Annotated in this window: 24 protein-coding genes and 1 riboswitch; of the genes, 11 read left to right on the top strand and 13 right to left on the bottom strand. The window is 60.0% G+C overall.

Annotation, left to right across the window (positions count from 1 at the left end):
* Nucleotides 1–25 precede the first annotated feature (25 nt).
* Complete coding sequence (locus tag A7D21_RS14790; RefSeq protein WP_053258416.1) at nt 26–2,131, bottom strand: bifunctional diguanylate cyclase/phosphodiesterase; 2,106 nt, start codon at nt 2,129–2,131, stop codon at nt 26–28.
* Between the two features lie 310 nt (nt 2,132–2,441).
* Here A7D21_RS14790 and A7D21_RS14785 point away from each other — a divergent pair, with 310 nt between their 5' ends.
* Nucleotides 2,442–3,107: a polysaccharide lyase family 7 protein gene (locus A7D21_RS14785; RefSeq protein WP_053258417.1), complete on the top strand. Its 666-nt coding sequence runs from the start codon at nt 2,442–2,444 to the stop codon at nt 3,105–3,107.
* A gap of 43 nt (nt 3,108–3,150) precedes the next feature.
* On the opposite strand, the gene A7D21_RS14780 is transcribed toward A7D21_RS14785, so the two are convergent.
* Nucleotides 3,151–3,549, bottom strand: a complete 399-nt coding sequence (locus A7D21_RS14780) for a hypothetical protein (RefSeq protein ID WP_232007573.1) — start codon at nt 3,547–3,549, stop codon at nt 3,151–3,153.
* A gap of 650 nt (nt 3,550–4,199) precedes the next feature.
* Here A7D21_RS14780 and A7D21_RS14775 point away from each other — a divergent pair.
* A complete protein-coding gene (locus A7D21_RS14775; RefSeq protein ID WP_017139393.1) occupies nt 4,200–4,487 on the top strand; it encodes a hypothetical protein in 288 nt (95 codons plus the stop codon).
* Nucleotides 4,488–4,547: 60 nt separating this feature from the next.
* Here A7D21_RS14775 and fba read toward each other — a convergent pair whose 3' ends face one another.
* The 6 genes from fba to tkt form a co-directional block, all read right to left on the bottom strand.
* A complete protein-coding gene (gene fba / locus A7D21_RS14770; protein ID WP_003177554.1) occupies nt 4,548–5,612 on the bottom strand; it encodes a class II fructose-bisphosphate aldolase in 1,065 nt (354 codons plus the stop codon).
* Nucleotides 5,613–5,835: 223 nt separating this feature from the next.
* A complete protein-coding gene (locus tag A7D21_RS14765; RefSeq protein WP_053258419.1) occupies nt 5,836–6,168 on the bottom strand; it encodes an MliC family protein in 333 nt (110 codons plus the stop codon).
* Between the two features lie 61 nt (nt 6,169–6,229).
* Nucleotides 6,230–6,457, bottom strand: a complete 228-nt coding sequence (locus A7D21_RS14760; RefSeq protein ID WP_053258420.1) for a hypothetical protein — start codon at nt 6,455–6,457, stop codon at nt 6,230–6,232.
* A gap of 29 nt (nt 6,458–6,486) precedes the next feature.
* Nucleotides 6,487–7,650, bottom strand: a complete 1,164-nt coding sequence (locus A7D21_RS14755) for a phosphoglycerate kinase (RefSeq protein WP_069552007.1) — start codon at nt 7,648–7,650, stop codon at nt 6,487–6,489.
* 17 nt (nt 7,651–7,667) lie between these two features.
* Nucleotides 7,668–8,723: an erythrose-4-phosphate dehydrogenase gene (gene epd, locus A7D21_RS14750; RefSeq protein ID WP_053258422.1), complete on the bottom strand. Its 1,056-nt coding sequence runs from the start codon at nt 8,721–8,723 to the stop codon at nt 7,668–7,670.
* A gap of 166 nt (nt 8,724–8,889) precedes the next feature.
* Entirely contained in the window at nt 8,890–10,887 is a 1,998-nt protein-coding gene (gene tkt, locus A7D21_RS14745; RefSeq protein WP_069552006.1) for a transketolase, read from the bottom strand.
* Between the two features lie 258 nt (nt 10,888–11,145).
* Here tkt and A7D21_RS14740 point away from each other — a divergent pair, with 258 nt between their 5' ends.
* The 4 genes from A7D21_RS14740 (at nt 11,146) to A7D21_RS14725 (ending at nt 15,776) form a co-directional block, all read left to right on the top strand.
* The gene (locus A7D21_RS14740; protein WP_053258424.1) at nt 11,146–12,141 is read left to right on the top strand and encodes a metalloregulator ArsR/SmtB family transcription factor; all 996 of its coding nucleotides are present in this window, start codon (nt 11,146–11,148) and stop codon (nt 12,139–12,141) included.
* A gap of 19 nt (nt 12,142–12,160) precedes the next feature.
* Nucleotides 12,161–13,351: a methionine adenosyltransferase gene (gene metK / locus A7D21_RS14735; protein WP_069552005.1), complete on the top strand. Its 1,191-nt coding sequence runs from the start codon at nt 12,161–12,163 to the stop codon at nt 13,349–13,351.
* A gap of 295 nt (nt 13,352–13,646) precedes the next feature.
* Nucleotides 13,647–15,311 carry an NAD-dependent DNA ligase LigB gene (gene ligB, locus A7D21_RS14730; RefSeq protein WP_069552004.1) on the top strand — a complete coding sequence of 555 codons (1,665 nt, stop codon included), beginning with the start codon at nt 13,647–13,649 and terminating at the stop codon, nt 15,309–15,311.
* Between the two features lie 69 nt (nt 15,312–15,380).
* Entirely contained in the window at nt 15,381–15,776 is a 396-nt protein-coding gene (locus A7D21_RS14725; RefSeq protein ID WP_053258427.1) for a DUF1090 domain-containing protein, read from the top strand.
* A 6-nt stretch (nt 15,777–15,782) separates the two neighbouring features.
* Here A7D21_RS14725 and A7D21_RS14720 read toward each other — a convergent pair whose 3' ends face one another.
* A complete protein-coding gene (locus A7D21_RS14720; protein WP_053258428.1) occupies nt 15,783–16,232 on the bottom strand; it encodes a cytochrome c in 450 nt (149 codons plus the stop codon).
* Nucleotides 16,233–16,361: 129 nt separating this feature from the next.
* Between A7D21_RS14720 and A7D21_RS14715 the strand changes: the two genes are divergently transcribed.
* The gene (locus A7D21_RS14715) at nt 16,362–17,549 is read left to right on the top strand and encodes a murein transglycosylase A (RefSeq protein ID WP_053258429.1); all 1,188 of its coding nucleotides are present in this window, start codon (nt 16,362–16,364) and stop codon (nt 17,547–17,549) included.
* Between the two features lie 126 nt (nt 17,550–17,675).
* On the opposite strand, the gene A7D21_RS14710 is transcribed toward A7D21_RS14715, so the two are convergent.
* Complete coding sequence (locus A7D21_RS14710; RefSeq protein WP_053258430.1) at nt 17,676–18,062, bottom strand: MAPEG family protein; 387 nt, start codon at nt 18,060–18,062, stop codon at nt 17,676–17,678.
* 192 nt (nt 18,063–18,254) lie between these two features.
* Between A7D21_RS14710 and A7D21_RS14705 the strand changes: the two genes are divergently transcribed.
* Nucleotides 18,255–19,514: a sodium:proton antiporter gene (locus tag A7D21_RS14705; RefSeq protein WP_053258431.1), complete on the top strand. Its 1,260-nt coding sequence runs from the start codon at nt 18,255–18,257 to the stop codon at nt 19,512–19,514.
* Here the strand turns inward: A7D21_RS14705 and A7D21_RS14700 are convergent.
* From A7D21_RS14700 to A7D21_RS14690, 3 genes are all read right to left on the bottom strand, one after another.
* Nucleotides 19,508–20,395 carry a formate/nitrite transporter family protein gene (locus tag A7D21_RS14700; RefSeq protein WP_069552003.1) on the bottom strand — a complete coding sequence of 296 codons (888 nt, stop codon included), beginning with the start codon at nt 20,393–20,395 and terminating at the stop codon, nt 19,508–19,510. The genes A7D21_RS14705 and A7D21_RS14700 overlap by 7 nt on opposite strands.
* Nucleotides 20,396–20,450: 55 nt before the next feature.
* Nucleotides 20,451–22,385 carry a patatin-like phospholipase family protein gene (locus tag A7D21_RS14695; protein ID WP_069552002.1) on the bottom strand — a complete coding sequence of 645 codons (1,935 nt, stop codon included), beginning with the start codon at nt 22,383–22,385 and terminating at the stop codon, nt 20,451–20,453.
* 96 nt (nt 22,386–22,481) lie between these two features.
* Entirely contained in the window at nt 22,482–22,886 is a 405-nt protein-coding gene (locus tag A7D21_RS14690; protein WP_010167614.1) for an acyl-CoA thioesterase, read from the bottom strand.
* Between the two features lie 197 nt (nt 22,887–23,083).
* Nucleotides 23,084–23,190: riboswitch (S-adenosyl-L-homocysteine riboswitch) on the top strand.
* Nucleotides 23,191–23,211: 21 nt separating this feature from the next.
* Here A7D21_RS14690 and ahcY point away from each other — a divergent pair.
* The 3 genes from ahcY (at nt 23,212) to A7D21_RS14675 (ending at nt 26,577) form a co-directional block, all read left to right on the top strand.
* A complete protein-coding gene (gene ahcY, locus A7D21_RS14685; RefSeq protein ID WP_053258434.1) occupies nt 23,212–24,621 on the top strand; it encodes an adenosylhomocysteinase in 1,410 nt (469 codons plus the stop codon).
* A gap of 175 nt (nt 24,622–24,796) precedes the next feature.
* Nucleotides 24,797–25,642 carry a methylenetetrahydrofolate reductase [NAD(P)H] gene (gene metF, locus A7D21_RS14680; protein WP_053258435.1) on the top strand — a complete coding sequence of 282 codons (846 nt, stop codon included), beginning with the start codon at nt 24,797–24,799 and terminating at the stop codon, nt 25,640–25,642.
* A 143-nt stretch (nt 25,643–25,785) separates the two neighbouring features.
* On the top strand, nt 25,786–26,577 hold the full coding sequence (locus tag A7D21_RS14675; protein WP_069552001.1) for an ABC transporter substrate-binding protein: 792 nt from the start codon (nt 25,786–25,788) through the stop codon (nt 26,575–26,577).
* The last annotated feature ends 118 nt before the right edge of the window (nt 26,578–26,695 follow it).

Below are 26,695 nucleotides of genomic sequence, written 5' to 3'. Positions count from 1 at the left end.
TCGAATGGGCGCCAGTGTAGCGAATTCACAGCGCGCGGGGGTGGGGCCAGATCGCCATTTCCTCGGCCACCAGCGGCTGTGCCGCCCACGGCCCTTGAATACACGAGCAACCATTCGCCTTGAGCCACTGGGACTGCTCCAGGGTTTCCACACCCTCGGCGATCACCAACACATCAAAGTGCCCGCACAACTGGATAATACTGCGGGCCATCGCCGCATCGCGCACCGAGCCTGGCAGGCGTGCCACCAGTTGCGGGTCCAGCTTGAGCGTGTCGAACTCCAGATCCCGCAAATGGGCCAGCGAACAGCGGCCCAGACCGAAGTCATCCAGGGCAATACGCACCCCGATCTGACGCAACAGTTTGAGCTGCTTGTGGGTTTCCTCAAGGTTGCTCATCAAGCTGTCTTCGCTGATCTCCACTTCCAACTGGCGCCCCTGCAACCCATACCGCTCAAGGACCTGCTGCAGTTGGCTGGCCAGGTTGGGCATGTTGAACTGGCTGCTGCTCAGGCTCACGCTCAGCACCAACTCGTCATCGAAGGTGGCTTGCCAGGCGCGGCGCTGGGCAGCGACTTGCTGGTAGATCCAGGCGCTCAACTGGCTGATCAGCCGCGCCTCTTCCAGCAACGGCAAAAACAAGCCCGGCGGCACATCACCGACGCTCGGGTGCTGCCAGCGCAATAGCGCCTCGACGCCGCGCAAACGCCCATCCTCCAGCGACACCTGAGGCTGGTAGACCAGGGCGAAATCCTTATTTTGAATCGCGGTACGGACACTGTCTTCGAGCATCAGGCGCGAACGGGCACGGCCGTTCATTTCCTGATCGTAATAGCGATATTGCTGACGCCCTGCACGCTTGGCTTCGTACATGGCGATATCCGCCGCGCGCAGCAGGCCATTCAAGTCAGCGCCGCAGTCCGGAAAGGTCGCAATACCAATGCTGACGCCGAGCATGACATCCAACCCATCGACTTGCTGACAGACAGACACGCGCTCGATCAGTTTTTCCGAAATCTTCGCCGCCTGCTCGGGAAACTCCAACTCCAGCAAGGCGGTGAACTCATCTCCGCCCATGCGCCCGAGAATGTCGTAGGAGCGCAGGCACGCCTGCATTTGTTCCGAGACCCAGCGCAGCACCCGATCCCCGGCGTCGTGGCCCAGCGAGTCGTTGACGCGCTTGAAGCCGTCGAGGTCCAGGTACAACAACACCAGCGACAGCCCATTACGTTCGCTGCGCAGCAAGGTGTTCTCCACCGCCTGGTGGAAGCCACGTCGATTCAGCAGCCCGGTCAACGGGTCGGTCACCGCCTGGAACTCCAGTTGCTGATGCAGGTGGCGCACCTCGGACATGTCCAGCACCGTCACCACCATAGCCTTCTGCTCGGCGGGCAACGGCGCGCAGGACAACGCCACCGGCACCTGCTGGCCACGGCCGGTGCGCAAAATAGCGTCGTGCTGGCGCCAGGTCTCGCCCTTGCGATACGCCTCGTACATCGGGAACCCCAACCACGTGGGCACATGGGGTTTTTGCAGGAAACTCAGAAAGCTCTCGCCCTGCAACTCGGCCATCGTGGCATTCAGCAACCGCGAAATGGCCGGGTTGGCATACTGGATCACACTGGCCTCACCCACCACCAGGATGCCCTCGGCGGCGTTGTCCAGCACAGAGGCATTAAAGGCCCGCGCGGATTCCAGGTCACGGCTCAGGCGCTGCAAGGCTCGGCGGTTGCGCTGCTGCTCGAGCAGGGCTTGCACCTTGGGTTTTAGAATATGGGGGTCAAAGGGCTTGAACAGGTAGTCGATGGCGCCACTGGCGTAGCCTTCGAGTACCGCCGCAGAAGACTGTGCATGTGCCGTCAGAAAAATAATCGGCGTCATGCGCGTACGCTGGCTGCCACGCATCAGCCGCGCCACCTCAAAGCCATCCATGCCCGGCATGCGCACGTCCAGCAGCACCAGGTCCACTTCGTGCGCCAACAATAATTCCAACGCCTCCAGCCCTGAAGCCGCGGTCATCACTTGCCAATCTTCACGCTGCAAAAGCGCACGCATGCTGATGAGGTTTTCCGGGTAGTCGTCGACCACCAGAAGAACCGAACTGCCATCGCCGAGGTATGGAGCGCAATCCATGCTACGTATCTTCCTTGAGGAGCTGCACCGGTCACTTCTCATCCAAAAACCGGACAAACACTGAGGCCTCACTCTAGCCCCGGTTCTAAAAAATCAGAAGTGACGTGGGTGCCATCATTGCGCCAAAGCTTAGGAAGCCGACTAACGGTAAGGACCCACAGCCCACGGGCCATGGGAAACATGGCTTTTTGGCATTCCTCTGACGCCAATAAATTGCCAGCAATTGTTTAACAACAGGACGATCAGCGCTTATAAAGAACCTGTAAGGCCCCCGGGCCAAAGCCGTCACCCTCTGTAAAAGGCCAACACCATGATCGACCTTTCCACCTGGAACCTGAGCATTCCTGTCGGCTCCCCGCCTGCGACCATCGACACCCCAAAACTGTTGAGCGGCTTCAAGGACCAATATTTCCAGGCCGAAGGCAGCAACGTGCAATTCTGGACACCCGTGACCGGCACCCGCACCGAAAACGCCATCTACCCGCGCAGCGAACTGCGCGAAACCTACGCCGACGGGCGCCTGCGCAACTGGACTTACAACGAGGCCAACAACTTCCTGCGCGCCACCGTGACCGTCAACCAAGTGCCTTCCAGCGGCAAAGTGGTCATCGGCCAGATTCACGCGTACGACAGCCAGAAACCGCTGATCAAGCTGGAATACCAATTCAAGGAAAAGACCCAGACCGGCAACATCGTCGCCAAGGTGCGCATGCGCCCGGATGATGGTGAGGGGCGCGTGGTCACCGTCGCCAGTAACGTGCCATTGGATAAGAGCTTCACCTATGTGATCAACCTCAATAAGGCCGGCTTGCTCAGCGTATCTGCCGCAGACGGCCAATGGAACGAGCGCATTGGCGCCGCGTGGGCTGCGAAACCGCTGTACTTCAAGGCAGGGGTGTATGTGCAGGACAACAGTGGGAACAGTAAGGAAGGCGCACGCGTGACGTTTGCCAAGTTGGACATTGACCACGAGTAGCGCGAGAAAGAAGCCCCGTTAACAGCGGGGCTGCTTGGAGGGTTTATTCAACGCACATCAGCATAAAGCCCATCGAAGAATCGCCGGAGGGTTTGTTATTGCCTACTTTGAGTGTTAATACGTTGACGTAGTTGATGGCCGGGACACTGCCCAACTTGGCATGGCCATAAAAGATATGTTCATTGGAACTGACATCCGTGACGGAAACTGTACAGAATCGTGGCGGCTGCTTAAAGACACCGGGCACGAAGCGGACTTTGTATTCCGAGAAATAATCAGGCTGCGCCGTCAACTTTATCTCTTTCAGCCACTGGGGTGATTGCGCAGTAATCTGGCCTTTATCATCAACAGACGCGGTAAAAATCCGGCTATCCGCGTATGCAAAAGAGCCTGTTGCTGCCAGCGCCAGAATGACGCCAACTGTTTTAATAAAACCCATCATCAATTCTCCATCATTGAATATCATCAAGGCCAAACCTTAAATGATCCGAGGCCGAAAAAAGCGCGCTTTCAATGACGCACGAACAAAACAGAAAAACTGTGAAAACACAGCGAACTCAATTCACTCGTTCCCGGAAACTTCCGATTGTAAAAACACCGGGGCGTTTCGATTTGTAGGCAATGTCTGATAAACCCAAGGACACTTCATGGGCAATCCAACCGCTTAAACACACCGCTTGTCCGTGTGGAAGCCGGGCTTGCCCGCAATGGCAGTGAATGAGCCAATATTTGCGTGCCTGACACACCGCCATCGCGGGCAAGCCCGACTCCCACATTGGATCTCCATCGATTTAGAGATCGAGGTTGGTCTTACACGACCGTTGCGGGCAGACAGATCGCCGCTTATAGTTCGCCGGTCGCTGAGAACAGCGATAGGGTTTCGCAGCCCTAACGATACGTGTGTAACCGAGCATCATGAATGCAACGTGGAGCGCTTCTGCGCCCGACGTTTACTTTATGGTGGCTGTGTGTGGGAGACCTTCGGGTCTGCCGGGTTCCTCGTATCCTCGGTCTGCGAACCCGCACACAGCTACCACCCATTCGTTTCGCAGCGATCGGCGGTAGTCCTTCTAGATACGAGGAATATTTGCCATGACCGACCCATTACCACCCCGCCGCTTCTACCCCTGCACCGAGTCCGCCACCGATTCACCCGTGCTCTTGATCGACAGCGCCGCCCCATTGCCCGACCTCCACGCCTGCCTGCGCGAACGCCTCAACGCCGCCCTCGAACACCTCAACCTGATGGCCTGCTCCAGCCTGCCGGACTTCGCCGAGCGCGACCTGAATAACGTGGCCAATACCGCACGTATTCTGGTGCAGGACGTGAGTGATGTGTTCCGCGTCATCGAGCACCGAGGCTTCGATACCGCCGCCTGATCAAATCCCACCCACAAAAAAGCCCGCATCGCTGCGGGCTTCTTTTTAAACGCTTAAGGCTTAGTTCACCTTAGCGTTCAACTCACCTTTCAAATACCGCTGGTACATCGCTTCCAACGAGATCGGTTTGATCTTCGAAGCATTACCGGCAGTACCAAACGCTTCGTAGCGAGCGATACACACGTCACGCATCGCGGTCACGGTGGCGCCGAAGAATTTACGTGGGTCAAATTCGCTCGGGTTGGTGGCCATCAGGCGACGCATCGCGCCGGTGGACGCCAGGCGCAGGTCGGTGTCGATGTTGACTTTGCGCACGCCGTACTTGATGCCTTCGACGATTTCTTCAACCGGCACGCCGTAGGTTTCTTTGATGTCGCCGCCGTACTGGTTGATGATCGCCAGCCACTCTTGCGGTACCGAGGAAGAACCGTGCATCACCAGGTGGGTGTTAGGGATGCGTTTGTGGATTTCCTTGATGCGGTCGATGGCCAACACGTCGCCGGTAGGTGGCTTGGTGAACTTGTAAGCGCCGTGGCTGGTGCCGATGGCGATGGCCAGGGCGTCCACTTGGGTCTTCTTCACGAAGTCGGCCGCTTCTTCCGGGTCGGTCAGCATTTGGCTGTGGTCCAACACGCCTTCGGCGCCGATGCCGTCTTCTTCGCCGGCCATCCCGGTTTCCAGGGAACCCAGGCAACCCAGCTCGCCTTCAACCGAGACGCCGCAGGCGTGAGCCATGGCCACGGTCTGTTGGGTGACGCGCACGTTGTACTCGTAGTCGGTTGGGGTCTTGCCGTCTTCGCCCAGGGAGCCGTCCATCATCACCGAGCTGAAGCCCAGTTGGATGGAGCGCTGGCACACGTCAGGGCTGGTGCCGTGGTCCTGGTGCATGCACACCGGGATGTGTGGGAATTCTTCGATCGCCGCGAGGATCAGGTGACGCAGGAACGGGGCGCCGGCGTATTTGCGGGCACCGGCCGAAGCCTGGACGATCACTGGGGAGTCGGTCTTGTCAGCGGCTTCCATGATGGCGCGCATCTGCTCAAGGTTGTTGACGTTAAAGGCTGGGACGCCGTAGCCGAACTCGGCTGCGTGGTCCAGCATTTGACGCATGCTGATAAGTGCCATTGTGTTGTCTCTCCCGATCGAGGGTCGTTAATCGTGCAAGCCTGCCGTAGCGGCGACTGCTATTCAAGTTATTGCAGATCAAGGGGTTAAGGCCTGGCCTGCTGAATCGTTATTGCAGTGTCCGGTTCAAAATCCATGTCACTTTGGAACCGGATCTACTGCGGGAGCAGGCTTGCTCGCTCCCACATTTTTGATCTCATCACATTCCAGACCCTGTTCTGTCTTATTGGGCCTTGCAGCCACGCCCAATCAAATCATCGGTGGCGACCCAGTAAATCAGGCCTTCCTCACCTTTTGTGTGAAACGCCAATTGATCGTTGCTGTACAGCACGCCCGAGGCGGCAACGTCTTGCTTAAGACGGTAAACCTGGTCCGAACCACCGAGGCGAACATCCACCTCGGAACGGGCCTGATTGGCAAAGCGCCAGTTGATCTCGGCCTTGCTGTCGCAAGTCCAGGTCGTCCACTTGTCCGCCGGCTCTGCCTTGTTGAACATGTTCATGCTGCTGCAACCGGCCAATAAGGCCACTGCAACCAGGGCGAATACGCCTTTCATTGCCAATCCTCGAACGGCGACTCGAAGGCCGCCACTGCTGTCGGTTAATTGATCAGACCGGTCATGGGCAACCCTGTTCCTGACCGTTGGGCGCAGCGTCGTATTTCTCCAGCCGTTCATTGCCGATGCGCTTGTTGATCACCGGCATGGTCTCGGCTTGCCAGTCAGCCTGGTAGCAGCTCTTTTTCTGCCCCGGCGCCGGCTTTTCAGAGTCCGGCGCTGCGCGTTGCGTGCTACCGCAGCCGGCCAACAGGCCTGCTGCGATTACCAGTGCCAACGACTTGATCATGGGAAGACTCCTTTTCCGGATCACGAGCCTTAGCCTTTGGCTCGGGTTTCCAGCACTTCAACGGCCGGCAGGACTTTGCCTTCGACGAATTCCAGGAATGCGCCGCCACCGGTAGAAATGTAGGAGATCTGGTCAGCAACGCCATATTTATCGATGGCTGCCAAGGTGTCGCCACCGCCGGCGATGGAGAAGGCAGCGCTTTCAGCAATAGCCTGGGCCAGGACTTTGGTGCCGTTGCCGAATTGATCGAACTCGAATACGCCAACCGGGCCGTTCCACAAAATGGTCTTGGACGACTTCAGCAGTTCAGCGAAGTTGGCCGCTGTTTGCGGGCCGATATCCAGGATCATGTCGTCGGCAGCCACGTCCGCGATGAGCTTGACGGTGGCTGCAGCGCTTTCGGCAAACTCCTTGGCGACCACCACATCCACCGGCAACGGCACACTCACTTTTGCCGCGATGGCGCGGGCGGTGTCGAGCAGGTCCGGCTCGTACAGGGACTTGCCCACCGGGTGCCCGGCTGCCGCCAGGAAGGTATTGGCAATGCCGCCGCCGACGATCAACTGGTTGCAGATCTGGCTCAGGCTGTTGAGTACGTCGAGTTTGGTGGAAACTTTGGAACCGGCCACGATGGCAGCCATCGGTTGCGCCGGAGCGCCCAGGGCCTTGCCCAGTGCATCCAGCTCAGCGGCCAGCAGCGGGCCGGCGGCGGCGACTTTGGCGAACTTGGCCACGCCGTGGGTCGAACCCTCAGCGCGGTGAGCGGTGCCGAAGGCGTCCATTACGAACACGTCGCACAGGGCTGCGTATTGCTGGGCCAGTTCGTCGCTGTTCTTTTTCTCGCCTTTGTTAAAGCGCACGTTTTCGAACAGCACAATGTCGCCTGGCTTGACGTCGACGCCACCCAGGTAATCAGCCACCAACGGCACGTCACGGCCCAGCGCCTTGCTCAGGTAATCGGCCACCGGCTTGAGGCTGTTTTCGGCGGAGAACTCACCTTCGGTCGGGCGACCCAGGTGGGAGCAGACCATCACGGCCGCGCCTTTTTCCAGGGCCAGCTTGATGGTCGGCAGCGAGGCCAGGATTCGCGCATCGCTGGTGACAACACCGTCCTTGACGGGGACGTTGAGGTCTTCGCGAATCAGTACGCGCTTACCTTGCAGATCGAGGTCGGTCATCTTCAACACGGTCATGGGTCGCAGTTCCTGAATTACTGTTGAGGTTGTTTAGAGGCGATGTGCAGATAATGGTCCGCAACATCCAGCATTCGGTTGGCAAACCCCCATTCGTTGTCGAACCAGGCCAGGATGTTCACCAGCCTGGGGCCGGAAACACGGGTTTGGCTGGCATCGACAATCGCCGAATGCGGGTCATGGTTGAAATCACAACTGGCGTGCGGCAACTCGGTGTAGGCCAAAAGGCCCTTGAGCGGGCCGCTGGTGGCGGCGTCGCGCAAAATCCGGTTGACCTCAGTGGCATCGGTATCGCTGACGGTTTGCATGGTGATGTCCAGGCAGGACACGTTCACCGTCGGCACCCGTACGGCTTTGGCCTGGATTCGCCCGGCAAGTTCCGGCAATAACCGTTCGATACCACGCGCCAGGCCGGTGGACACCGGTATCACCGACTGGAAGGCCGAACGTGTACGCCGCAGGTCCTCGTGGTGATAAGCGTCGATCACCGGTTGGTCATTCATGGCCGAGTGGATGGTGGTGATAGACACGTAATCCAGGCCAATCGCCTGATCCAGCAGGCGCAACAGCGGTACGCTGCAGTTGGTGGTGCAGGAGGCGTTGGACACCAGCAGTTCATTGCCGGTCAGGCAGTCCTGGTTGATGCCGTAGACGATGGTGGCGTCGACATCCGCCTCGCTGGCCATCGGCTGGGAAAACAGCACACGCGGCGCACCGGCGTCGAGAAAACGCTGGCCATCGGCACGGGTGTTGTAAGCACCGGAGCATTCCAACACCAGGTCGACGCCCAGCGCCGCCCAGTCGATGCCCTCGGGGGTGGCACTGCGTAGTACTTTTACGCAGTCGCCATTGATATGCAGACAATCGCCGTCGACCCGCACTTCGCCGGGGAACCGGCCGTGGGTGGAGTCAAAGCGTGTCAGGTATTCGATACTGGCCATGTCGGCCAAATCGTTGATCGCGACAATTTCAAACCCGGCAGCCGCCCCTCGTTCGAACAGAGCACGCAAGACGCAACGACCAATGCGGCCGTAGCCGTTGAGTGCAACTTTGTAGCGACGCGGTTGAGGCATGGGGTTCTCGATTACCTTGGGTAATAGGGTGGCTGTTAGATCGCTTTCGCGAGCAAGCCCGCTCCCACACTTGAATGGGTTCACAATTGCAACTGTGTGAACCCGATCAAATGTGGGAGCGGGCTTGCTCGCGAAGGCGTCAGTACAGCCACCTCAATCTACAGCCTTAGTCTTCCAGCAGTTCTTCAGCCTGACCCAGGATGTTTTCCAGGGTGAAACCAAACTCTTCGAACAACGCTGGCGCCGGCGCCGACTCACCGTAGGTGGTCATGCCGATCACGCGGCCTTCCAGGCCCACGTACTTGTACCAGTAGTCGGCGTGAGCCGCTTCGATGGCAATACGCGCGCTGACCTGCAGCGGCAATACCGATTGCTTGTAGCCGGCGTCCTGGGCTTCGAACACGCTGGTGCACGGCATCGATACAACACGCACCTTGCGGCCTTGTTCGGTGAGCTTGTCGTACGCCTGAACGGTCAGGCCCACTTCGGAACCGGTGGAGATCAGGATCAGCTCCGGCTCGCCAGCGCAGTCCTTGAGCACGTAGCCGCCACGGCTGATGTCGGCGATCTGCGCGTCGGTACGCACTTGGTGTTGCAGGTTCTGACGCGAGAAGATCAGCGCCGAAGGGCCGTCCTTGCGCTCGATGGCGTGCTTCCAGGCCACGGCGGATTCGACCGCGTCGGCTGGGCGCCAGCAATCCAGGTTCGGCGTGGTACGCAGGCTGGTCAATTGCTCGACCGGCTGGTGCGTCGGGCCGTCTTCGCCCAGGCCGATGGAGTCGTGGGTGTACACATGGATCACCCGCTTCTTCATCAGCGCGGCCATACGCACGGCGTTGCGCGCGTATTCCATGAACATCAGGAAGGTCGCGCCGTAAGGCACCAGGCCGCCGTGCAGGGACACGCCGTTCATGATGGCGCTCATGCCGAACTCGCGCACGCCGTAGTACATGTAGTTACCGCTGGCGTCTTCCGCCGAAACACCTTTGCAACCTTTCCACAGGGTCAGGTTGGAACCGGCCAGGTCAGCCGAACCGCCGAGGATCTCAGGCAGCAGCGGGCCGAAGGCATTCAGGGTGTTCTGGCTGGCTTTACGGCTGGCGATGGTCTCGCCCTTGGCCGCGACTTCGGCGATGTAGGCCGAGGCTTTTTCCGAGAAGTCGGCAGGCAGGTCACCGGCCAGGCGACGCACCAGTTCGTTGGCCAATACCGGGAATTCGGCGGAGTAGGCAGCGAAACGCTGGTCCCACTCGGCTTCGGTCGCCAGGCCTTTTTCCTTGGCGCTCCACTCGGCGTAGATGTCGGCCGGGATTTCAAACGGGCCGTGGTTCCACTTCAGCGCTTCGCGGGTCAGGGCGATTTCCGCGTCACCCAGCGGGGCGCCGTGGCAGTCTTCTTTACCTTGCTTGTTCGGCGAGCCGAAACCGATGGTGGTCTTGCAGCAGATCAGGGTCGGCTGCTCGCTTTTGCGCGCAGTGTCGATGGCGGTCTTGATCTCTTCCGGATCGTGGCCGTCCACGTTGCGGATTACTTGCCAGTTGTAGGCTTCGAAACGCTTCGGGGTGTCATCGGTGAACCAGCCTTCGACTTCGCCGTCGATGGAGATGCCGTTGTCATCGTAGAAGGCAATCAGCTTGCCCAGGCCCAGGGTACCGGCCAGGGAAGCGACTTCGTGGGAAATGCCTTCCATCATGCAGCCATCACCGAGGAACACATAGGTGTGGTGGTCGACGATGTTGTGGCCAGGGCGGTTGAACTGCGCGCCCAGTACTTTTTCAGCCAGCGCGAAACCAACCGCGTTGGCCAGGCCTTGGCCCAGGGGACCGGTGGTGGTCTCGACGCCTGGGGTGTAGCCGAATTCCGGGTGGCCCGGGGTGCGGCTGTGCAGCTGGCGGAAGCTCTTGAGGTCATCAATAGTGACGTCGTAGCCGGTCAGGTGCAGCAGCGAATAAATCAGCATCGAGCCGTGGCCGTTGGACAGCACGAAGCGGTCACGGTCGGCGAACGACGGGTTGCTCGGGTTGTGTTTCAGGTAGTCACGCCAAAGTACCTCGGCGATATCCGCCATGCCCATCGGGGCACCGGGATGGCCGCTGTTGGCTTTTTGCACGGCATCCATGCTGAGGGCACGAATGGCGTTGGCACGCTCACGACGGCTGGGCATCGCTGATCTCCTGGGGTTTGAATATAGAAACCGAAAAAAGGACCGGCATTTTCCCTCAGCCACCGCCTGCGGGCAATGACAGATAGTCACTTGACGGTGTTTTTCCTGCGCATTGCCCGGCAATCGCTTGCAGAAACGCCCCACGGCTTCGTCTAAAGGTTATAGCGGCGGCTTATAACCGCCACTTATCGACCAATATCAAAACTTTTTGATATTGGCCTTGCAGGGATTTACACCCATCACTAGACTGCTGGCCTTATGAACCTACCCGTGCCCTCCCTGCGTCCTGACGATGGCGATGAGCTGGCTGCCTTATGCAAGGCCGCTGGTGATCCGTTACGCCTGAACGTACTGCGCGCACTGGCCAACGACTCCTTCGGGGTACTGGAACTGGCGCAAATCTTTGCGATTGGCCAGTCCGGCATGAGCCACCACCTCAAGGTACTGGCCCAGGCCGAGCTGGTAGCCACCCGCCGTGAAGGCAATGCGATTTTTTACCGCCGCGCCCTGCCCCACACCGAGCTGCTCGGCGGCAAGCTGCACAGCGCTTTGCTCGAAGAAGTCGACAACTTGAGCCTGCCGGCGGATGTGCAATCGCGCATCGCCCAGGTCCACGGGCAACGGGCCGCCGCCAGCCAGGACTTTTTCTCTCGGGTTGCCGAGAAGTTTCGCGCCCAGCAGGACCTCATCGCCGGTTTACCGCAATACCGCGAGAGCGTACTGGCGCTGTTGGACAAGCTGAGCTTCAGTAATGAGGCGACGGCGCTGGAAGTCGGCCCTGGCGACGGCGGTTTCCTGCCGGAGCTGGCGCGCCGCTTTCAGCAGGTGACGGCGCTGGACAACAGCCCGGCGATGCTCGAACTGGCGCGCCAGCTGTGTGAGCGCGAAGCCCTGGGCAATGTCAGCCTGCAGTTGGCAGACGCGTTGAATGACACCAGCCTGCGGGCCGATTGCGTGGTGCTGAACATGGTCCTGCACCATTTCGCCGCCCCCGCCGACGCCCTCAAGCAGATGGCAAACTTGCTACAACCCGGCGGCAGCCTGCTGGTTACAGATTTATGCAGCCACAACCAGAGTTGGGCCAAGGAGGCCTGCGGTGATCTCTGGTTGGGTTTTGAACAGGACGATCTGGCCCGTTGGGCCACCGCTGCGGGACTCGTTCCCGGGGAAAGCCTCTATGTAGGTTTACGTAATGGTTTCCAGATCCAGGTCCGCCATTTTCAGCGGCCGGCTGGCGACACTCACCATCGGTAAATATCAGGAAATCATCGAGATGAGCGAATACTCCCTTTTCACCTCCGAGTCCGTGTCTGAAGGGCATCCGGACAAAATCGCCGACCAGATTTCTGACGCGGTGCTGGACGCCATCATTGCTGAAGACAAGTTCGCCCGTGTGGCGTGCGAGACTCTGGTGAAAACCGGCGTGGCGATCATCGCCGGTGAAGTCACCACCACGGCCTGGGTCGACCTGGAACAGATCGTCCGTGACGTCATCACCAAGATTGGCTACAACAGCTCCGACGTCGGCTTCGACGGCGCGACCTGTGGCGTGATGAACATCATCGGCAAGCAGTCCCCCGACATCAACCAGGGTGTGGACCGCGCCAAGCCTGAAGATCAGGGCGCTGGCGACCAGGGCCTGATGTTCGGCTACGCCAGCAACGAAACCGACGTGCTGATGCCAGCGCCGATCACCTTCTCGCACCAACTGGTGCAGCGTCAGGCCGAAGCGCGTAAATCCGGCGTGCTGCCGTGGCTGCGCCCGGACGCCAAGTCCCAGGTGACCTGCCGTTACGAAGGCGGCAAAGTGGTGGGCATCGACGCCGTTGTACTGTCGACCCAACACAACCCGGACGTGTCCTACGCCGACCTGCGCGAAGGCGTGATGGAGCTGATCGTCAAGCACGTGCTGCCTGCCGAGCTGCTGACCAAGGACACCCAGTTCCACATCAACCCGACCGGCCAGTTCATCATCGGTGGCCCGGTGGGCGACTGCGGCCTGACCGGCCGCAAGATCATCGTCGACAGCTACGGCGGCATGGCCCGTCACGGCGGTGGCGCGTTCTCGGGTAAAGACCCTTCCAAGGTTGACCGTTCCGCCGCCTACGCCGGTCGTTACGTGGCCAAGAACATCGTGGCGGCCGGCCTGGCCGAACGTTGCGAAATTCAGGTTTCCTACGCTATCGGTGTGGCTCAGCCTACGTCGATCTCGCTGAATACCTTCGGCACCGGCAAGATCAGCGACGACAAGATCGTCAAGCTGGTGCGTGAGATCTTCGACCTGCGCCCTTACGCGATCACCACCATGCTCGACCTGCTGCACCCGATGTACCAGGAAACCGCAGCCTACGGCCACTTCGGTCGTACCCCTGCGCAGAAGACGGTCGGCGACGACACCTTCACCACGTTCACCTGGGAAAAAACCGACCGCGCCAACGACCTGCGCACCGCTGCAGGCCTGTAATCACTCGCGGCACACCAAGCCCCGCAGGGTAAACCCTGCGGGGCTTTTTATTGGCCGGATGATTAACGGGAGAGCAGGTCAACAAAGGCTGTAACAAACTGGCTGGCTCCCAGGCCAAGGTCGACGCCAAGCAGCAAACACAGGAAGCCAAGCGGGATAAGAACGAGGCGGTGAAGGCCGTGGGCGGCCTGTTCAAGTCACTCGAAACACCCGGTAAAAAGCCCCGCAGCGTCGGGGCTTTTTTGTGGCCGCCTGGATCACTTAGGCTGGGCGCCCCTTCCGAGCAAGGATGCTCATGATGCGTTTACTGATTGCTCTTTTCCTCAGCGGCCTGCCTTTGTGGGCCTGGGCAGACAATTGCCCCGAGGACGCCCGATCACAGGTCGACACCCTGGCCGAACAAATCAAACTTTGGGATGACAGCTACCACCGGCTTGGCCAATCACCGGTCAACGATGAACTCTATGACCAGGCTCGCCATCGCCTGACTCAGTGGCGATCGTGTTTTACTCGGTTAACAAAAGCCACCGACAACCCATTGGCCAGTTCACGGGGCACGCGGGCTCACCCGGTCGCGCACACCGGCCTGGAAAAGCTGGTCGATGAAAAGGCTGTCGATGAGTGGCTCGGAACCCGACAAGACGTATGGATTCAACCCAAGGTCGACGGCGTTGCAGTGACGCTGGTGTATCACCAGGGTCGGCTGAGCCAACTCATCAGCCGAGGTGACGGCCGGCTCGGCCAGGATTGGTCAGCCGTCGCGCGCAAGCTCCCCGGCATCGTCCAGCGACTGCCGGAACCCATCAACCTGGTGCTGCAAGGCGAACTCTATTGGCGCCTTGACGATCATGTGCAGTCAGAACACGGCGGGGTAAGTGCCCGCAGCAAGGTGGCCGGGCTGATGAATCGTCGCCACCTGAGTGACGCTGACGCCGCTGGAATCGGCTTGTTCGTGTGGGCCTGGCCCGACGGCCCGGCAGACTTCACCACGCGCCTGGCCACCTTGGCTCGCTGGGGGTTTGCCGACAGCCGTCGCTACAGCCAGCCCATCCAGAACATGACGGATGCCGCGCACTGGCGCAGCTACTGGTACACCCATCCACTGCCATTCGCCAGCGATGGCGTGGTGTTGCACCAAGCGTCATACCCGCCGGCCAAACGCTGGCAGACCGGAACGCCTTACTGGGCGGTCGCCTGGAAGTACCCGGTGACCAAAGCGCTGGCCATGGTGCGCAAGGTGCACTTCAAGATCGGCCGCACCGGGCGCATCACCCCCATTCTGGAACTGGACCCCGTGCGGCTGGACGATCGGCAAATTCGCCGCGTCAACGTCGGCTCCCTGAAACAGTGGCATGCGCTGGATATCCGTCCTGGCGATCAGGTCTCCATCAGCCTTGCCGGCCAAGTGATTCCGCGGTTGGACCAAGTGATCCTGCGCAACAAGACAAGGGTGGCGGTGCAGGTGCCGGATGCGCGGGACTTCCACGCGTTGAGCTGTTGGCAACTGGACCCGGGGTGCGAGGAGCAGTTGCTCGTCCGTCTGACCTGGCTGAGCAGCAATCAAGGCCTGTCCTTGCCGCATATAGGGCGCGAAACCTGGAACGCTTTGATCCAGGCCGGTCTAATCGCAGGCTTTCTCGATTGGTTGACCCTGGATGCGGCAGAGCTTGCTAACATTGACGGCTTCGGTGAGCGCAGCCGTGCCCGGGTGCTCGATAGCCTTCAAAGCGCTCGGCAACGGCCCTTTGCGCAATGGCTCAAAGCGCTGGGCGTACCGCCTTCGGCACGTAACGATCTGGAGGGCGGCTGGCAGACCCTTGCCGCCAGAGACGTCCAGGCCTGGCTGGCCACCGACGGTATTGGCCCGGGCCGCGCGGCGCAATTGAGCGCTTTTTTTCGCGACCCGCAAGTACAAGCATTAGCTGAAACATTACGTGTGGCCGGGATTGACGGGTTTTAAGCCCAGCCCGGCCACCTTTAACCCCGGCAGAATTCACCCTGCCAACCGATTGCGACCTTGGAGCCTTACATGAAATTTCTAGCCCCACTAGCCTTGTTGACCGTCGCAAGCTTCATGACCGCGCCGCTGCTGGCTGCCGAAGAAGTCCCGGAACTTACCGGCTGCGCCGCCAAACGCCAAGCCATCAGCGCCCAAATCGAACAGGCCAAGGCCCATGGCAACAGTGAACAGCAAGCCGGCCTGGAAAAAGCCTTGAGCGAAGTCACCGCCCACTGCACCGACGCGTCCTTGAGGAAAGAGCGCGAGAACAAGGTGCTCGACGCCAAACACGAAGTCAGCCGCCGTCAGGCTGACCTCGACAAGGCAATGAAAAAGGGTGACGCGGACAAGATCAACAAACGCAAAGACAAGCTCGCCCAGTCCCGCAAGGAACTGCAGGACGCCGTCGAAGAACTCGACAAGTAAAACCGATCAGTGGTCCCGAAACTGTTTATGGCAGGCTGTGCAGGCATCTTCGACCTTCTGCACCGCCGGCCCCAGGTTACTGGCTTTGTAAGGTTGCAGTTGGCTTGCGATCACCAATTCACCGGTGGCCGCTTCAAGGCTGCGGGCCAACTCCTGAAAGCGTGCCTGCTGTTGCCACACGTTGTCCTTGGCGCTGGTGTGATCTTCTTCACGCACGCTCGGGAAATGCTTCCACGGTTCGTGGGACAACGCATCGAGCTTGACGGCGCCTTCGGCGAACTTGGCGCCGTCGAACGGGATACGCCCGCGCAACATGCCGCCCAGGTCTTCGCCGGTTTTGAGCATCTGCTTGAAGATCGCCTTGCGTTGGCCCAGGGGCGAATTCGGATCGACACCGCCGCAAGCGGACAAGGTCAGGCAGGCCAGCAATACCACGGTCAGTTTTTTAAAAGTCATGTTGGTTTCAAGGTCACGGGAAACGGCGGCCAGTATCCTCGCCCCGCCCGCAAAGACCAATAGCCCTATTAATAATAAGGGTTGCCTGAATGCGCCACGGCGCGGGCAACCGCTTCAGGAATTGTTTGTATGACTATCACGTTGAAACCCTGGAGCCGCCGCCTGGCGTTGGCTCTGCCGATGATGGCGTTGTTGGCCGGATGCGATGGCGGTAAAGAAGCCCACAAAAAAGAGGAAGCGGCCAAACCCCATGCGGTCGCCACCTATGTGAGCGCACCGTGGGAAGCCCTGCCAGCCGTCTCCGACAGCGATCTGCTCGCCGGGTTTGAATCCTGGCGCAGCGCTTGCCAACGCCTCAAGGCCGACCCGGTATGGGGCGCCACCTGCGCAGCGGCAGCCACCGTGCCGGGTGACGCCGTGGCGGTTCGCAGTTTTCTCAAGGAACGCCTGGATGTATTCGGCTTGCGCTCGGCCGACAACACGCCGAACGGTCTGATCACCGGCTACTACGAGCCGGTCTACCCCGGCAGCCTGACCGAAACCGCCACGGCGCATGTGCCGGTTTACGGCGTGCCGGATGACCTGATCATCGTCAACCTGGAAAGCATCTACCCGGAACTCAAAGGCAAGCGCCTGCGCGGCCGTCTCGAAGGCCGTGTACTCAAGCCCTATGACGATGCCAGTACCATCAACGGCCAGGGCTCCACGGCCAAGCCGATTGCCTGGCTGACGAACCCGATGGACCTGCAATTTCTACAGATCCAGGGATCGGGGCGCATTCAACTGGCGGGCGGGCGTCAACTGCGCGTCGGTTATGGCGACCAGAACGGCTACCCTTACCGACCGATCGGCCGCTGGCTGGTGGAGCAAGGCGAGCTGAAAAAAGAAGACGTGACCATGGGTGCCATCAGCGCCTGGGCCAAGGCGCACCCGCAACGAATCCCGGAACTGTTGGCGAGCAACCCCAGCTACGTATTTTTCAGCGCCCGCCCGGACAGCAATGAAGGCCCGCGTGGTTCGCTGAATGTGCCGCTGACGGCGGGCTACAGCGTGGCCGTGGATCGCAAGGTGATTCCGCTGGGCAGCCTGCTGTGGCTGTCGACCACCCAACCCGATGGTTCACCCATCGCCCGCCCCGTCGCCGCACAGGACACGGGCGGCGCCATCACCGGCGAAGTGCGCGCGGACTTGTTCTGGGGCACAGGTGATGCAGCGGGTGAATTGGCCGGCAACATGAAGCAGCAGGGGCAGATCTGGATGTTGTGGCCCAAGGGTGCAGCGTTGCCGCAGGTGCCGGACGCACCCGCCGGGACCTGAAGACCACTGAAGATCGAATGTGGGAGCGGGCTTGCTCGCGAAGGCGGTGTATCAGCCAGCACAACTGATGACTGGCCCGCCGCCTTCGCGAGCAAGCCCGCTCCCACAATGAAATCGCGTCAGCCTTTAGATCGAGACAAAAAAGAAACTCGCAATCAGCGCCATGCCCACGAACCACACCAACGAACGCAGCATCGCCCAGTCCGCCAGGTAGCAAATGATGTACAGCAGGCGGCTGGTGATAAACAACACTGCCAGCACATTAATGGTCACCAGCGACGCCGTACCGGCCAGGTGCGCAATGATCACCGCCGCCGCAAACGCAGGCGTCACTTCAAAGCTGTTGAGCTGCGCGCTGTGGGCGCGTTTGGCGAACCCTTCGAGCGTGTCCAGAAAAGCCCGCGGGTCATGGTTCTGGCGCGGCCCGAACTTGCCACCGCTGAACTTGGCCAGACCCGTGCACAGGTAAGGCAGAAAAATTGCAACCAACACACACCAGAATGCCACTGTCATCACAGATTCCTTTTGTCGTTTTAGTCAGCGGTTAGAGTTTTAGCACTAAAAATGCGCAGCCGCACTTAACCGCTATGAGCCGTGCCGCACCGAAAGGTTCTATCGTCTTTTGCTGCGTGATTTGCAACATCCCGCCACGACTGCGGTCCATCCCCCCATTAATAATCGCTCACCCTCTTCCAAGGACTCCGGATGCTTGAACTTGTCGCCGCCTTCATCTGCCTCACCACCCTGCTCACCTATGTGAACTTCCGTTTTATCGGCCTGCCGCCCACCATCGGCGTGATGGTCACGGCCCTGTTGTTTTCCCTGATCCTGCAAGGCCTGAGCGTTATCGGCTACCCCGGCCTGGAAACGCGGATCCAGCAATTGATCGGCCAGATCGACTTCGGCGATCTATTGATGAACTGGATGCTGTCATTCCTGCTGTTCGCCGGCGCATTGCACGTCAACCTGAATGACCTGCGCAGTTATCGCTGGCCCATCGGCTTACTCGCAACCTTCGGCGTACTCATCGCCACCGGGGTGATTGGCAGCCTGGCGTACTACATCTTTGCCTTGTTTGGCTGGCACGTGAGCTTCCTTTACTGCCTGTTGTTCGGCGCATTGATCTCCCCTACCGACCCGATTGCAGTGTTGGGTGTGCTGCGAACCGCGAACGCATCGAAACCCCTGAAAACCACCATCGTCGGCGAATCGCTGTTCAACGACGGTACGGCCGTCGTGGTCTTTACCGTGCTGCTGGGCATCGCACAGTTGGGCGAAACGCCAACCGTCGGCGCCACCGCCATGCTGTTTGCCCATGAAGCCATTGGCGGCGTGGTATTTGGCGGGCTCATCGGTTACCTGGTGTACCTGATGATCAAGAGCATCGAGCAGCACCAGATCGAAGTGATGCTGACGCTGGCCCTGGTGATTGGCGGCTCGGCGATGGCGAGCGAGCTGCACGTTTCCGCGCCGATCGCGATGGTGGTGGCCGGGCTGATCATCGGCAACCTGGGCCGCAAACTGGCGATGAACGACATGACCCGGCGCTACCTGGATGGTTTCTGGGAACTGCTCGATGACATGCTCAATGCCCTGCTGTTTGCGCTGATCGGCATGGAGCTGCTGCTGTTGCCGTTCAACTGGCTGCACGTGTTCGCGGCCAGCTTGCTCGCCGTAGCGATCCTGCTGTCACGCCTGCTGACCGTGGCCCCGGCGATTCTGTTGCTGCGCCGCTGGCGCACAGTCCCACGCGGCACCATCCGTATTCTGACGTGGGGTGGCTTGCGTGGCGGGGTTTCGGTGGCACTGGCCCTGGCCCTGCCGCTGGGCCCGGAACGCGACCTGTTGCTGAGCATCACCTACATCGTGGTGCTGTCGTCGATCCTGTTGCAGGGGTTGAGCATCGGCAAGCTGGTCAAGCGTGTGACCCGGGACGAACCCCAGGCCACGCCTGAGCCTCACTGACCCTTGTTGATCTGCTGCGGATGCCTCGGGTCCGCAGCCGCTTTGCCCGGCAAACTGCTTTCGCTGCGAATCTGCGCATGGCTGATCAGCGCAAAGATAAAACTGCCGCCGATGATGTTGCCCGCCAGCGTCGGCCCGGCAAACACCAGCCAGAAGTCTTTCCACGGCAGTTCACCGGCAAACACCAGGTACGACACTTCTGCCGAGCCGACGACGATGTGGGTGAAATCCCCCAGCGCCATCAGGTAGGTGATCAGGATGATGATGAACATCTTCGCGCTTTCCATGGACGGGATCATCCAGACCATGGTGGCGATCATCCAGCCGGAAATAATGCCTTTGGCAAACATCTGGCCAGGGTCGTTTTCCATGACTTTGCGGCCTATCTCAAGGAAGGCCATGTCGGTCTTGGTGTCGAAAATCGGCAGGTGCAGCATCACATACGCCACCAGCAAGGTGCCGCACAGGTTGCCCACCAGCACCACGGTCCACAGCCGCAACAGGCGCCCGGTATTGGCCAGCGTCGGTTTGCTCATCACGGGTAGCACGGCGGTCAGGGTGTTTTCGGTGAACAGTTGCTGGCGCGCCAGGATCACCGCCAGGAAACCCGCGCAGTAACCGAAGCTGGCAATGACCTTGAACCCTTCACCGTCCGGCAGCCGTGAGTTGAGCAGGCCCATGCCCATCAACGACAGGCCCATGGTCAGCCCGGCAGCCAGTGCCGACCACCACAACGCGGCGACAGTGCGCTCCAGCTCCTGATCGCCCTGGGTACGGATGATTTCATGCAGAACCGCCGCGCGGGGCGGCTGGTTCTTGTCGACGTCGTGCTGTTCTTCTTGCGACAGGTTGGGGGTTTTACCGTCTGCTTGAGTGGCCATGATGTACCGAGTCCGAGGAGTGCTTTTAGCTACGACACGCCGCGGCAGTGGCTGTTCAGTGGCCAGGCAACAAAACCGGTATGCGCCAGGCTTTGGCCATCTCTACCGTGGTTGAACTGTGCGGTGTACTCCAAGGCTTATTGCGGGCTTTGTAGTACTTGATTATGCCGTTGAGCACACTATTGAACTGCGCCGACGTCGTTGCGTCAGCCAGGTCACGCACCGCACGGTTCAACAGTTCGACATTAGCGGCCGGCTGGCCGGGACGGTACAGCGATGGGTAAATGACCTCTCGGGTAAAGTTTTCAGCCTTCACCGCAATATCGCGCCGGTGCATGTGGGCTACGCCACTGGCCATGACCTTGGACAACGGTGAGGCACTTCCCGATTTCTGTTTAGCCGCCACTTGCAGCAGTTGCTGAAAATTGCGCTGGCCCGCAGCGTTAAGGCGCCGCCCCAACCACTCGATATGCTCGGGCCGACGCGCTAGCGCATCCAGATTACGCAGCGCCGAAGTCACCGCTGGCGTGAACACCAGAGACGTACGGGCTTGATTGGCTTGCGTGATCGCACTGTCCAACGCTTGCAGCGCCTGCTGCGCGCTCTTTCGAAACAACACTGCCGCAGCGCCGGCCGGGTCCTTCTGCAGTTGATCCTGCACGCTGGCCAGCATTTTATCGTCCATCGCCAACACGGCATCTTCCAAAGAGGCAAACGAATGCGGCTCACGCACTAGTGCACGTTTTTCCAGGTGCCCCGCCACCGTTTGACGAGCCAGGGCCTGAAGGCGCTGTTTCTGCTCGGGGGTCATGGTGAAGTTGACGGTGCCATTGAACAGGCCGCGAAAGTCGCCTTTGTCCGTGTTCAGCGGCAAGGTAACGGTCTGATCGGCATACCCTTTAAGCCGCTCCTCTTGGAAGGCATCGGCCGCCGCGTGTGGCGTACCGGTAAAGACGTCGCCAAGATGACTGGAAAAGCCGCCGCTTGTTTGCGCCGCTGTCGCCTTTTCGGGCTCGAATTTGACGACCAGCGATTCGTCCTTGCCCAACGGGCTCTCTTGGAACGATCGCTCAATGACGCCGGGAGCCGGGGTGTTGACGAGCAGACCACCGTCCTGAAAGGCCGTGACTTCGGCCGCCGCCTGGAACCCATGGCCTTGCTCGGCCGGGCTCTTGAACAGCCCCGGCAGCGAACCGGAGATATGGGCTGCGTGGGCGATGTCCATATCCGGGGTCAGGCTGGCGTTGAACACCACCAACTGCGGTCGCCCATCGAACATGCCCGTACCGGTGATGTTGAGTTGCTTGATCGCCGGGACGTGACGGCTGAGCACCTCAAGGTCGCGAAACGTCGGCGCCCCTCCCGCGCTGAGCCGATCGGCGATTTTCATGACGTCGGCGGGTCGGGTGGCCCGGGGCATGCCCGCGATATGGGCAAGAATCGACTTGCGCGACGCGTTGCGCATCATCTCTTCCAAGGGCTGCGCCTTGGTTTGCAGGCGCGGCAGCATAGTCAGCAGCAGCTGGGAAATATTGCCGGCGGGGCCGGGCAGTCGTCCGGCGAGCTTGCCAAGCTCTGAGCTGAGCGTTTGCAGCTTGGCGATCAATGGGTCTTTGCTATTGAGCAAGCCAGGCAAGTCAATACTGTTCGACAGCGCGCCGAATGCGTTGGCGTCCATACCACTGGCAAGCAACGTTGCGGAAATAGCACCCGCCGAAGAGCCGGAAATTACCTTAATGCCTTGCAGCTGTCTGGCTTCTTCAAGCGCCTGCACCAGCCCTGGAAAGGCGATGCCCTTGGCGCCACCGCCGCTGAGCACCAGATGGGTGGGCGGAGGCGGCGACAGCATCACCTCCACCCGTCCATCGCTATGGCGATACACGCTCAGATTGCGCTCGCCCACACCTTTTACCAGCGGCGTTTTCACCTCCTGACCGATGTTTTGAGGCAATGGGGGTTGAATCGGTGCAGCCGAACCGGAAACTTTCATGCAGGGCTATCTCTACAGATTGTAGTCCTGAGTGACGAGAGAGCCCCAAAAAGATCCGTCTGGAATAATCCCGTAAAGAATCAAACCGGCGCGGGGTTATTCGCTAATGCCGTCTTCCTGGAACTGATCCTTCACGTACTTGATCTCGGTACGCCCGTGCGGCGCCGGTAAACCGTCTTCACCGAGGTTGACGAAGACCATTTTTTCCACGGTCAGGATGCTTTTGCGGGTGATCTTGTTACGCACTTCACAGGTCAGGGTGATGGAGGTGCGGCCGAACTCGGTGGCGGTGATGCCCAGTTCGATGATGTCGCCCTGGCGTGAGGCGCTGACGAAGTTGATTTCGGAGATGTACTTGGTTACCACGCGCTGGTTGCCCAACTGGACAATGGCGTAGATGGCCGCCTCTTCGTCGATCCAGCGCAGCAGGCTGCCACCGAACAGGGTGCCGTTGGGGTTGAGGTCTTCGGGTTTTACCCATTTGCGGGTGTGGAAGTTCATGGTCACTCCAAAGCGTCTTGCCGAATGATGGGCAACATCATGGCAGAGCCCATGCCCAACCTCTATGAGCCATTGCCTATCAACCCCATGCGCGATCTTCATATGGCCGACAGAAAGGCTTGGGAAGTCTGGCGCACACAGCTATAATCGCAGCGCTTCAAAACGGTCATCTTCAATTGATACCGTTCTCCCGCCACCTGTCCGAGGGGCGCTGCAGCAGGCTAGACCTGTCAGGCTCGGATGGGGCGTTGTCGGGCCTGGTTCACCTGGCCTGATACTAAACGCACAACGGCGCCCATTCGCACACTACGAATGGAGGCTCTTCATGAGCGCTGTAATCTCGCCTGCAGGTTTTACCGACTACAAAGTCGCCGATATGTCCCTCGCTGCCTGGGGCCGTCGCGAAACCTTTATCGCCGAATCCGAAATGCCTGCCCTGATGGGTCTGCGCCGCAAGTACGCCGCTGAGCAGCCGCTCAAAGGCGCGAAGATCCTCGGCTGCATCCACATGACCATCCAGACTGCCGTGCTGATCGAAACCCTGGTTGCCCTGGGTGCCGAAGTACGTTGGTCGTCCTGCAACATTTTCTCGACTCAAGACCAGGCCGCTGCTGCTATCGCTGCTGCCGGCATCGCGGTGTATGCCTGGAAAGGCGAGACCGAAGAAGAGTACGAGTGGTGCCTGGAGCAAACCATCCTCAAGGATGGCAAGCCATGGGACGCCAACATGATCCTCGACGACGGCGGCGACCTGACCGAGCTGCTGCACAAGAAGTACCCGCAGATCCTCGACCGCGTCCACGGCGTGACCGAAGAAACCACCACCGGCGTGCACCGTCTGCTGGACATGCTGGCCAAGGGCGAGCTGAAAATCCCGGCCATCAACGTCAACGACTCGGTGACCAAGAGCAAGAACGACAACAAGTACGGCTGCCGTCACAGCCTGAACGATGCCATCAAGCGTGGTACCGACCACCTGCTGTCGGGCAAGCAAGCCCTGGTGATCGGCTACGGTGACGTGGGCAAGGGTTCGTCCCAGTCCCTGCGCCAGGAAGGCATGATCGTTAAAGTCTCCGAAGTTGACCCGATCTGCGCCATGCAAGCCTGCATGGACGGCTTTGAAGTGGTTTCGCCGTTCATCGATGGCGTCAATGACGGCACCGAAGCGAGCATCGACAAGGCACTGTTGGGCAAGATCGACCTGATCGTGACCACCACCGGTAACGTGAATGTTTGCGACGCGAACATGCTCAAAGCCCTGAAAAAGCGTGCCGTTGTCTGCAACATCGGTCACTTCGACAACGAAATCGACACCGCTTTCATGCGCAAGAACTGGGCATGGGAAGAAGTGAAGCCACAGGTGCACAAGGTTCACCGCACCGGTGCTGGCGATTTCGACCCACAGAACGACGACTACCTGATCCTGCTGGCCGAAGGCCGCTTGGTTAACCTGGGCAACGCCACCGGCCACCCAAGCCGCATCATGGACGGCTCGTTCGCCAACCAGGTACTGGCGCAGATCTTCCTGTTCGGCCAGAAGTACGCCGACCTGTCGCCAGCCCAGAAAGCCGAGCGCCTGACTGTGGAAGTGCTGCCGAAGAAACTCGACGAAGAAGTGGCCCTGGAAATGGTCCGTGGCTTCGGCGGCGTTGTGACTCAACTGACCAAGACCCAGGCCGACTACATCGGCGTGACGGTCGAAGGCCCGTTCAAGCCGCACGCTTACCGCTACTGATATGCCTGCTGCCTGCTCTCTCTGCGAGAGCGGGCTTTTGTAGGAGCGGGCTTGCTCGCGAAAGCGGTGGGCCAGTCACAAAATAGATTGACTGACCCAGCGCATTCGCGAGCAAGCCCGCTCCCACATTGACGGTGTACATCTTCTGGCTTGATGAGTTTCCATAGGTACGACCATGTCCCAAGACCGTCGCTACAGCTTCGAGTTCTTTCCGACCAAGACCGATGCTGGGCATGAAAAACTGATGGCGACTGCCAAACAGTTGGCCAGCTACAACCCCGACTTCTTCTCCTGCACCTACGGCGCGGGCGGTTCGACCCGTGACCGCACGATCAACACCGTGTTGCAGCTCGAAAGCGAAGTCAAAGTTCCCGCCGCTCCGCACTTGTCGTGCGTGGGCGACAGCAAGGCCGACCTGCGCGGCCTGCTGACGAAGTACCAACAAGCCGGCATCCAGCGCATCGTCGCCCTGCGTGGCGACCTGCCGTCCGGCATGGGCATGGCCAGCGGCGAGCTGCGCTACGCCAATGACCTGGTGAGCTTCATCCGTGAAGAAAGCGGCGATCACTTCCACATCGAAGTGGCGGCTTACCCGGAGATGCACCCCCAGGCGCGCAATTTCGAAGACGATCTGCAGAACTTCGTGCGCAAGGCCAACGCCGGCGCCGACAGTGCGATCACCCAGTACTTCTTCAACGCCGACAGCTACTTCTACTTTGTCGAGCGTGTACGGGCCATGGGTGTCAACATCCCGATCGTGCCGGGCATCATGCCGATCACCAACTACAGCAAGCTGGCGCGCTTCTCTGACGCTTGCGGCGCGGAGATCCCACGCTGGGTGCGCAAGCAACTGGAAGCCTATGGCGACGACGTCAAAAGCATTCAGGCATTCGGCGAGCAGGTGATCAGCGAGATGTGTGAACAATTGCTGCAAGGTGGCGCACCAGGGCTGCACTTCTACACCCTGAACCAGGCTGAGCCTAGCCTGGCCATCTGGAACAACCTCAAGCTGCCACGCTGAGGCGTGCCCGCTTGCGGTGCAGGTAAAACGAAAGGCCCTCGCATTGACGAGGGCCTTTTTGTTTTAACTGCGCTACATCAACTTGCCCGCGAATGCTTGTGCCAGAGCTTCTCTTTAACCAAGGAGCATCGTAACCTCAGGGCATGCCCGTCATTCTCAAGTTGTTGACCGCTGCGTTTTTGACTTGCCTGAGCCTCACCGCCTACGGCGAGAAACTACGCATTGTCACTGAGCCCTGGGCGCCTTATGTCTACGAAGAAAACGGCAGCATGCGCGGCCTGGACTATGAAACCACGGTGATTGTGTTCCAGCGCCTGGGCGTCGATGTGGAGTGGCAATTCCTGCCGTGGAAACGCTGCCTGGCCATGCTCGACCAGGGCCACGCCGACGGGGCGCTGGATATTTTCCACAGCCATGACCGCGACGCCCAGCTGCTTTATCCCAGTGAGCCGCTGTCGGAAGTCGAGTTCGTGCTGTTCTACGCCAATGCGCGCCCCCACCCCGCCGAACGCGTCGATGACCTGCAGGGGCTGACCGTTGGTATTTCACCGGGCTACCTCTATGGCAACGCATTCAGCGAATCCACCCTGTTCAACCGTGAGCCGGCCCCCAGCCACGAGGCCAACTTCGGCAAGCTGTCATTGGGCCGTATCGACCTGGTGATCACCGATCGCCGCGTGGGCCAGCATGTGATCAAGGCCATGGGCCTGGAAGACAACGTCAGCCAGGCGCCCTTCGTGGTCAGCCGCCAGCAACAATTTCTCGCCGTACGCCGTGGCGCGGGCATGGACCTGCTGGTACAACGCTTTGCCGCCGAGCTCAAGCGGTTCAAGCAAGAACCCGCCTACGCGGCCTTGAGCGCCAAATATGGCGAAATACAAGCCAATACGGCCTCTGAACACACCGTTGAGCAGCAGGAAAGCAGCGCGCCGTGATTGCTCTGTTATACTCCGGCCTTTCCGCCAGGCTCACGCCCGGCCGCTGAGGTCTTGAAAAAGGCACCTAACCCCGCTACTGCGCAGCTTTCAGCCCGCGCGAGCCGGTGGAGTGCCC

It is taken from the genome of Pseudomonas sp. AP19 (assembly GCF_001728855.1).
GTDB lineage: Bacteria > Pseudomonadota > Gammaproteobacteria > Pseudomonadales > Pseudomonadaceae > Aquipseudomonas > Aquipseudomonas fluorescens.
The sequence above is the reverse complement of the archived record's forward strand: the minus strand, read 5'-3'. Positions and strand labels throughout refer to the sequence as shown.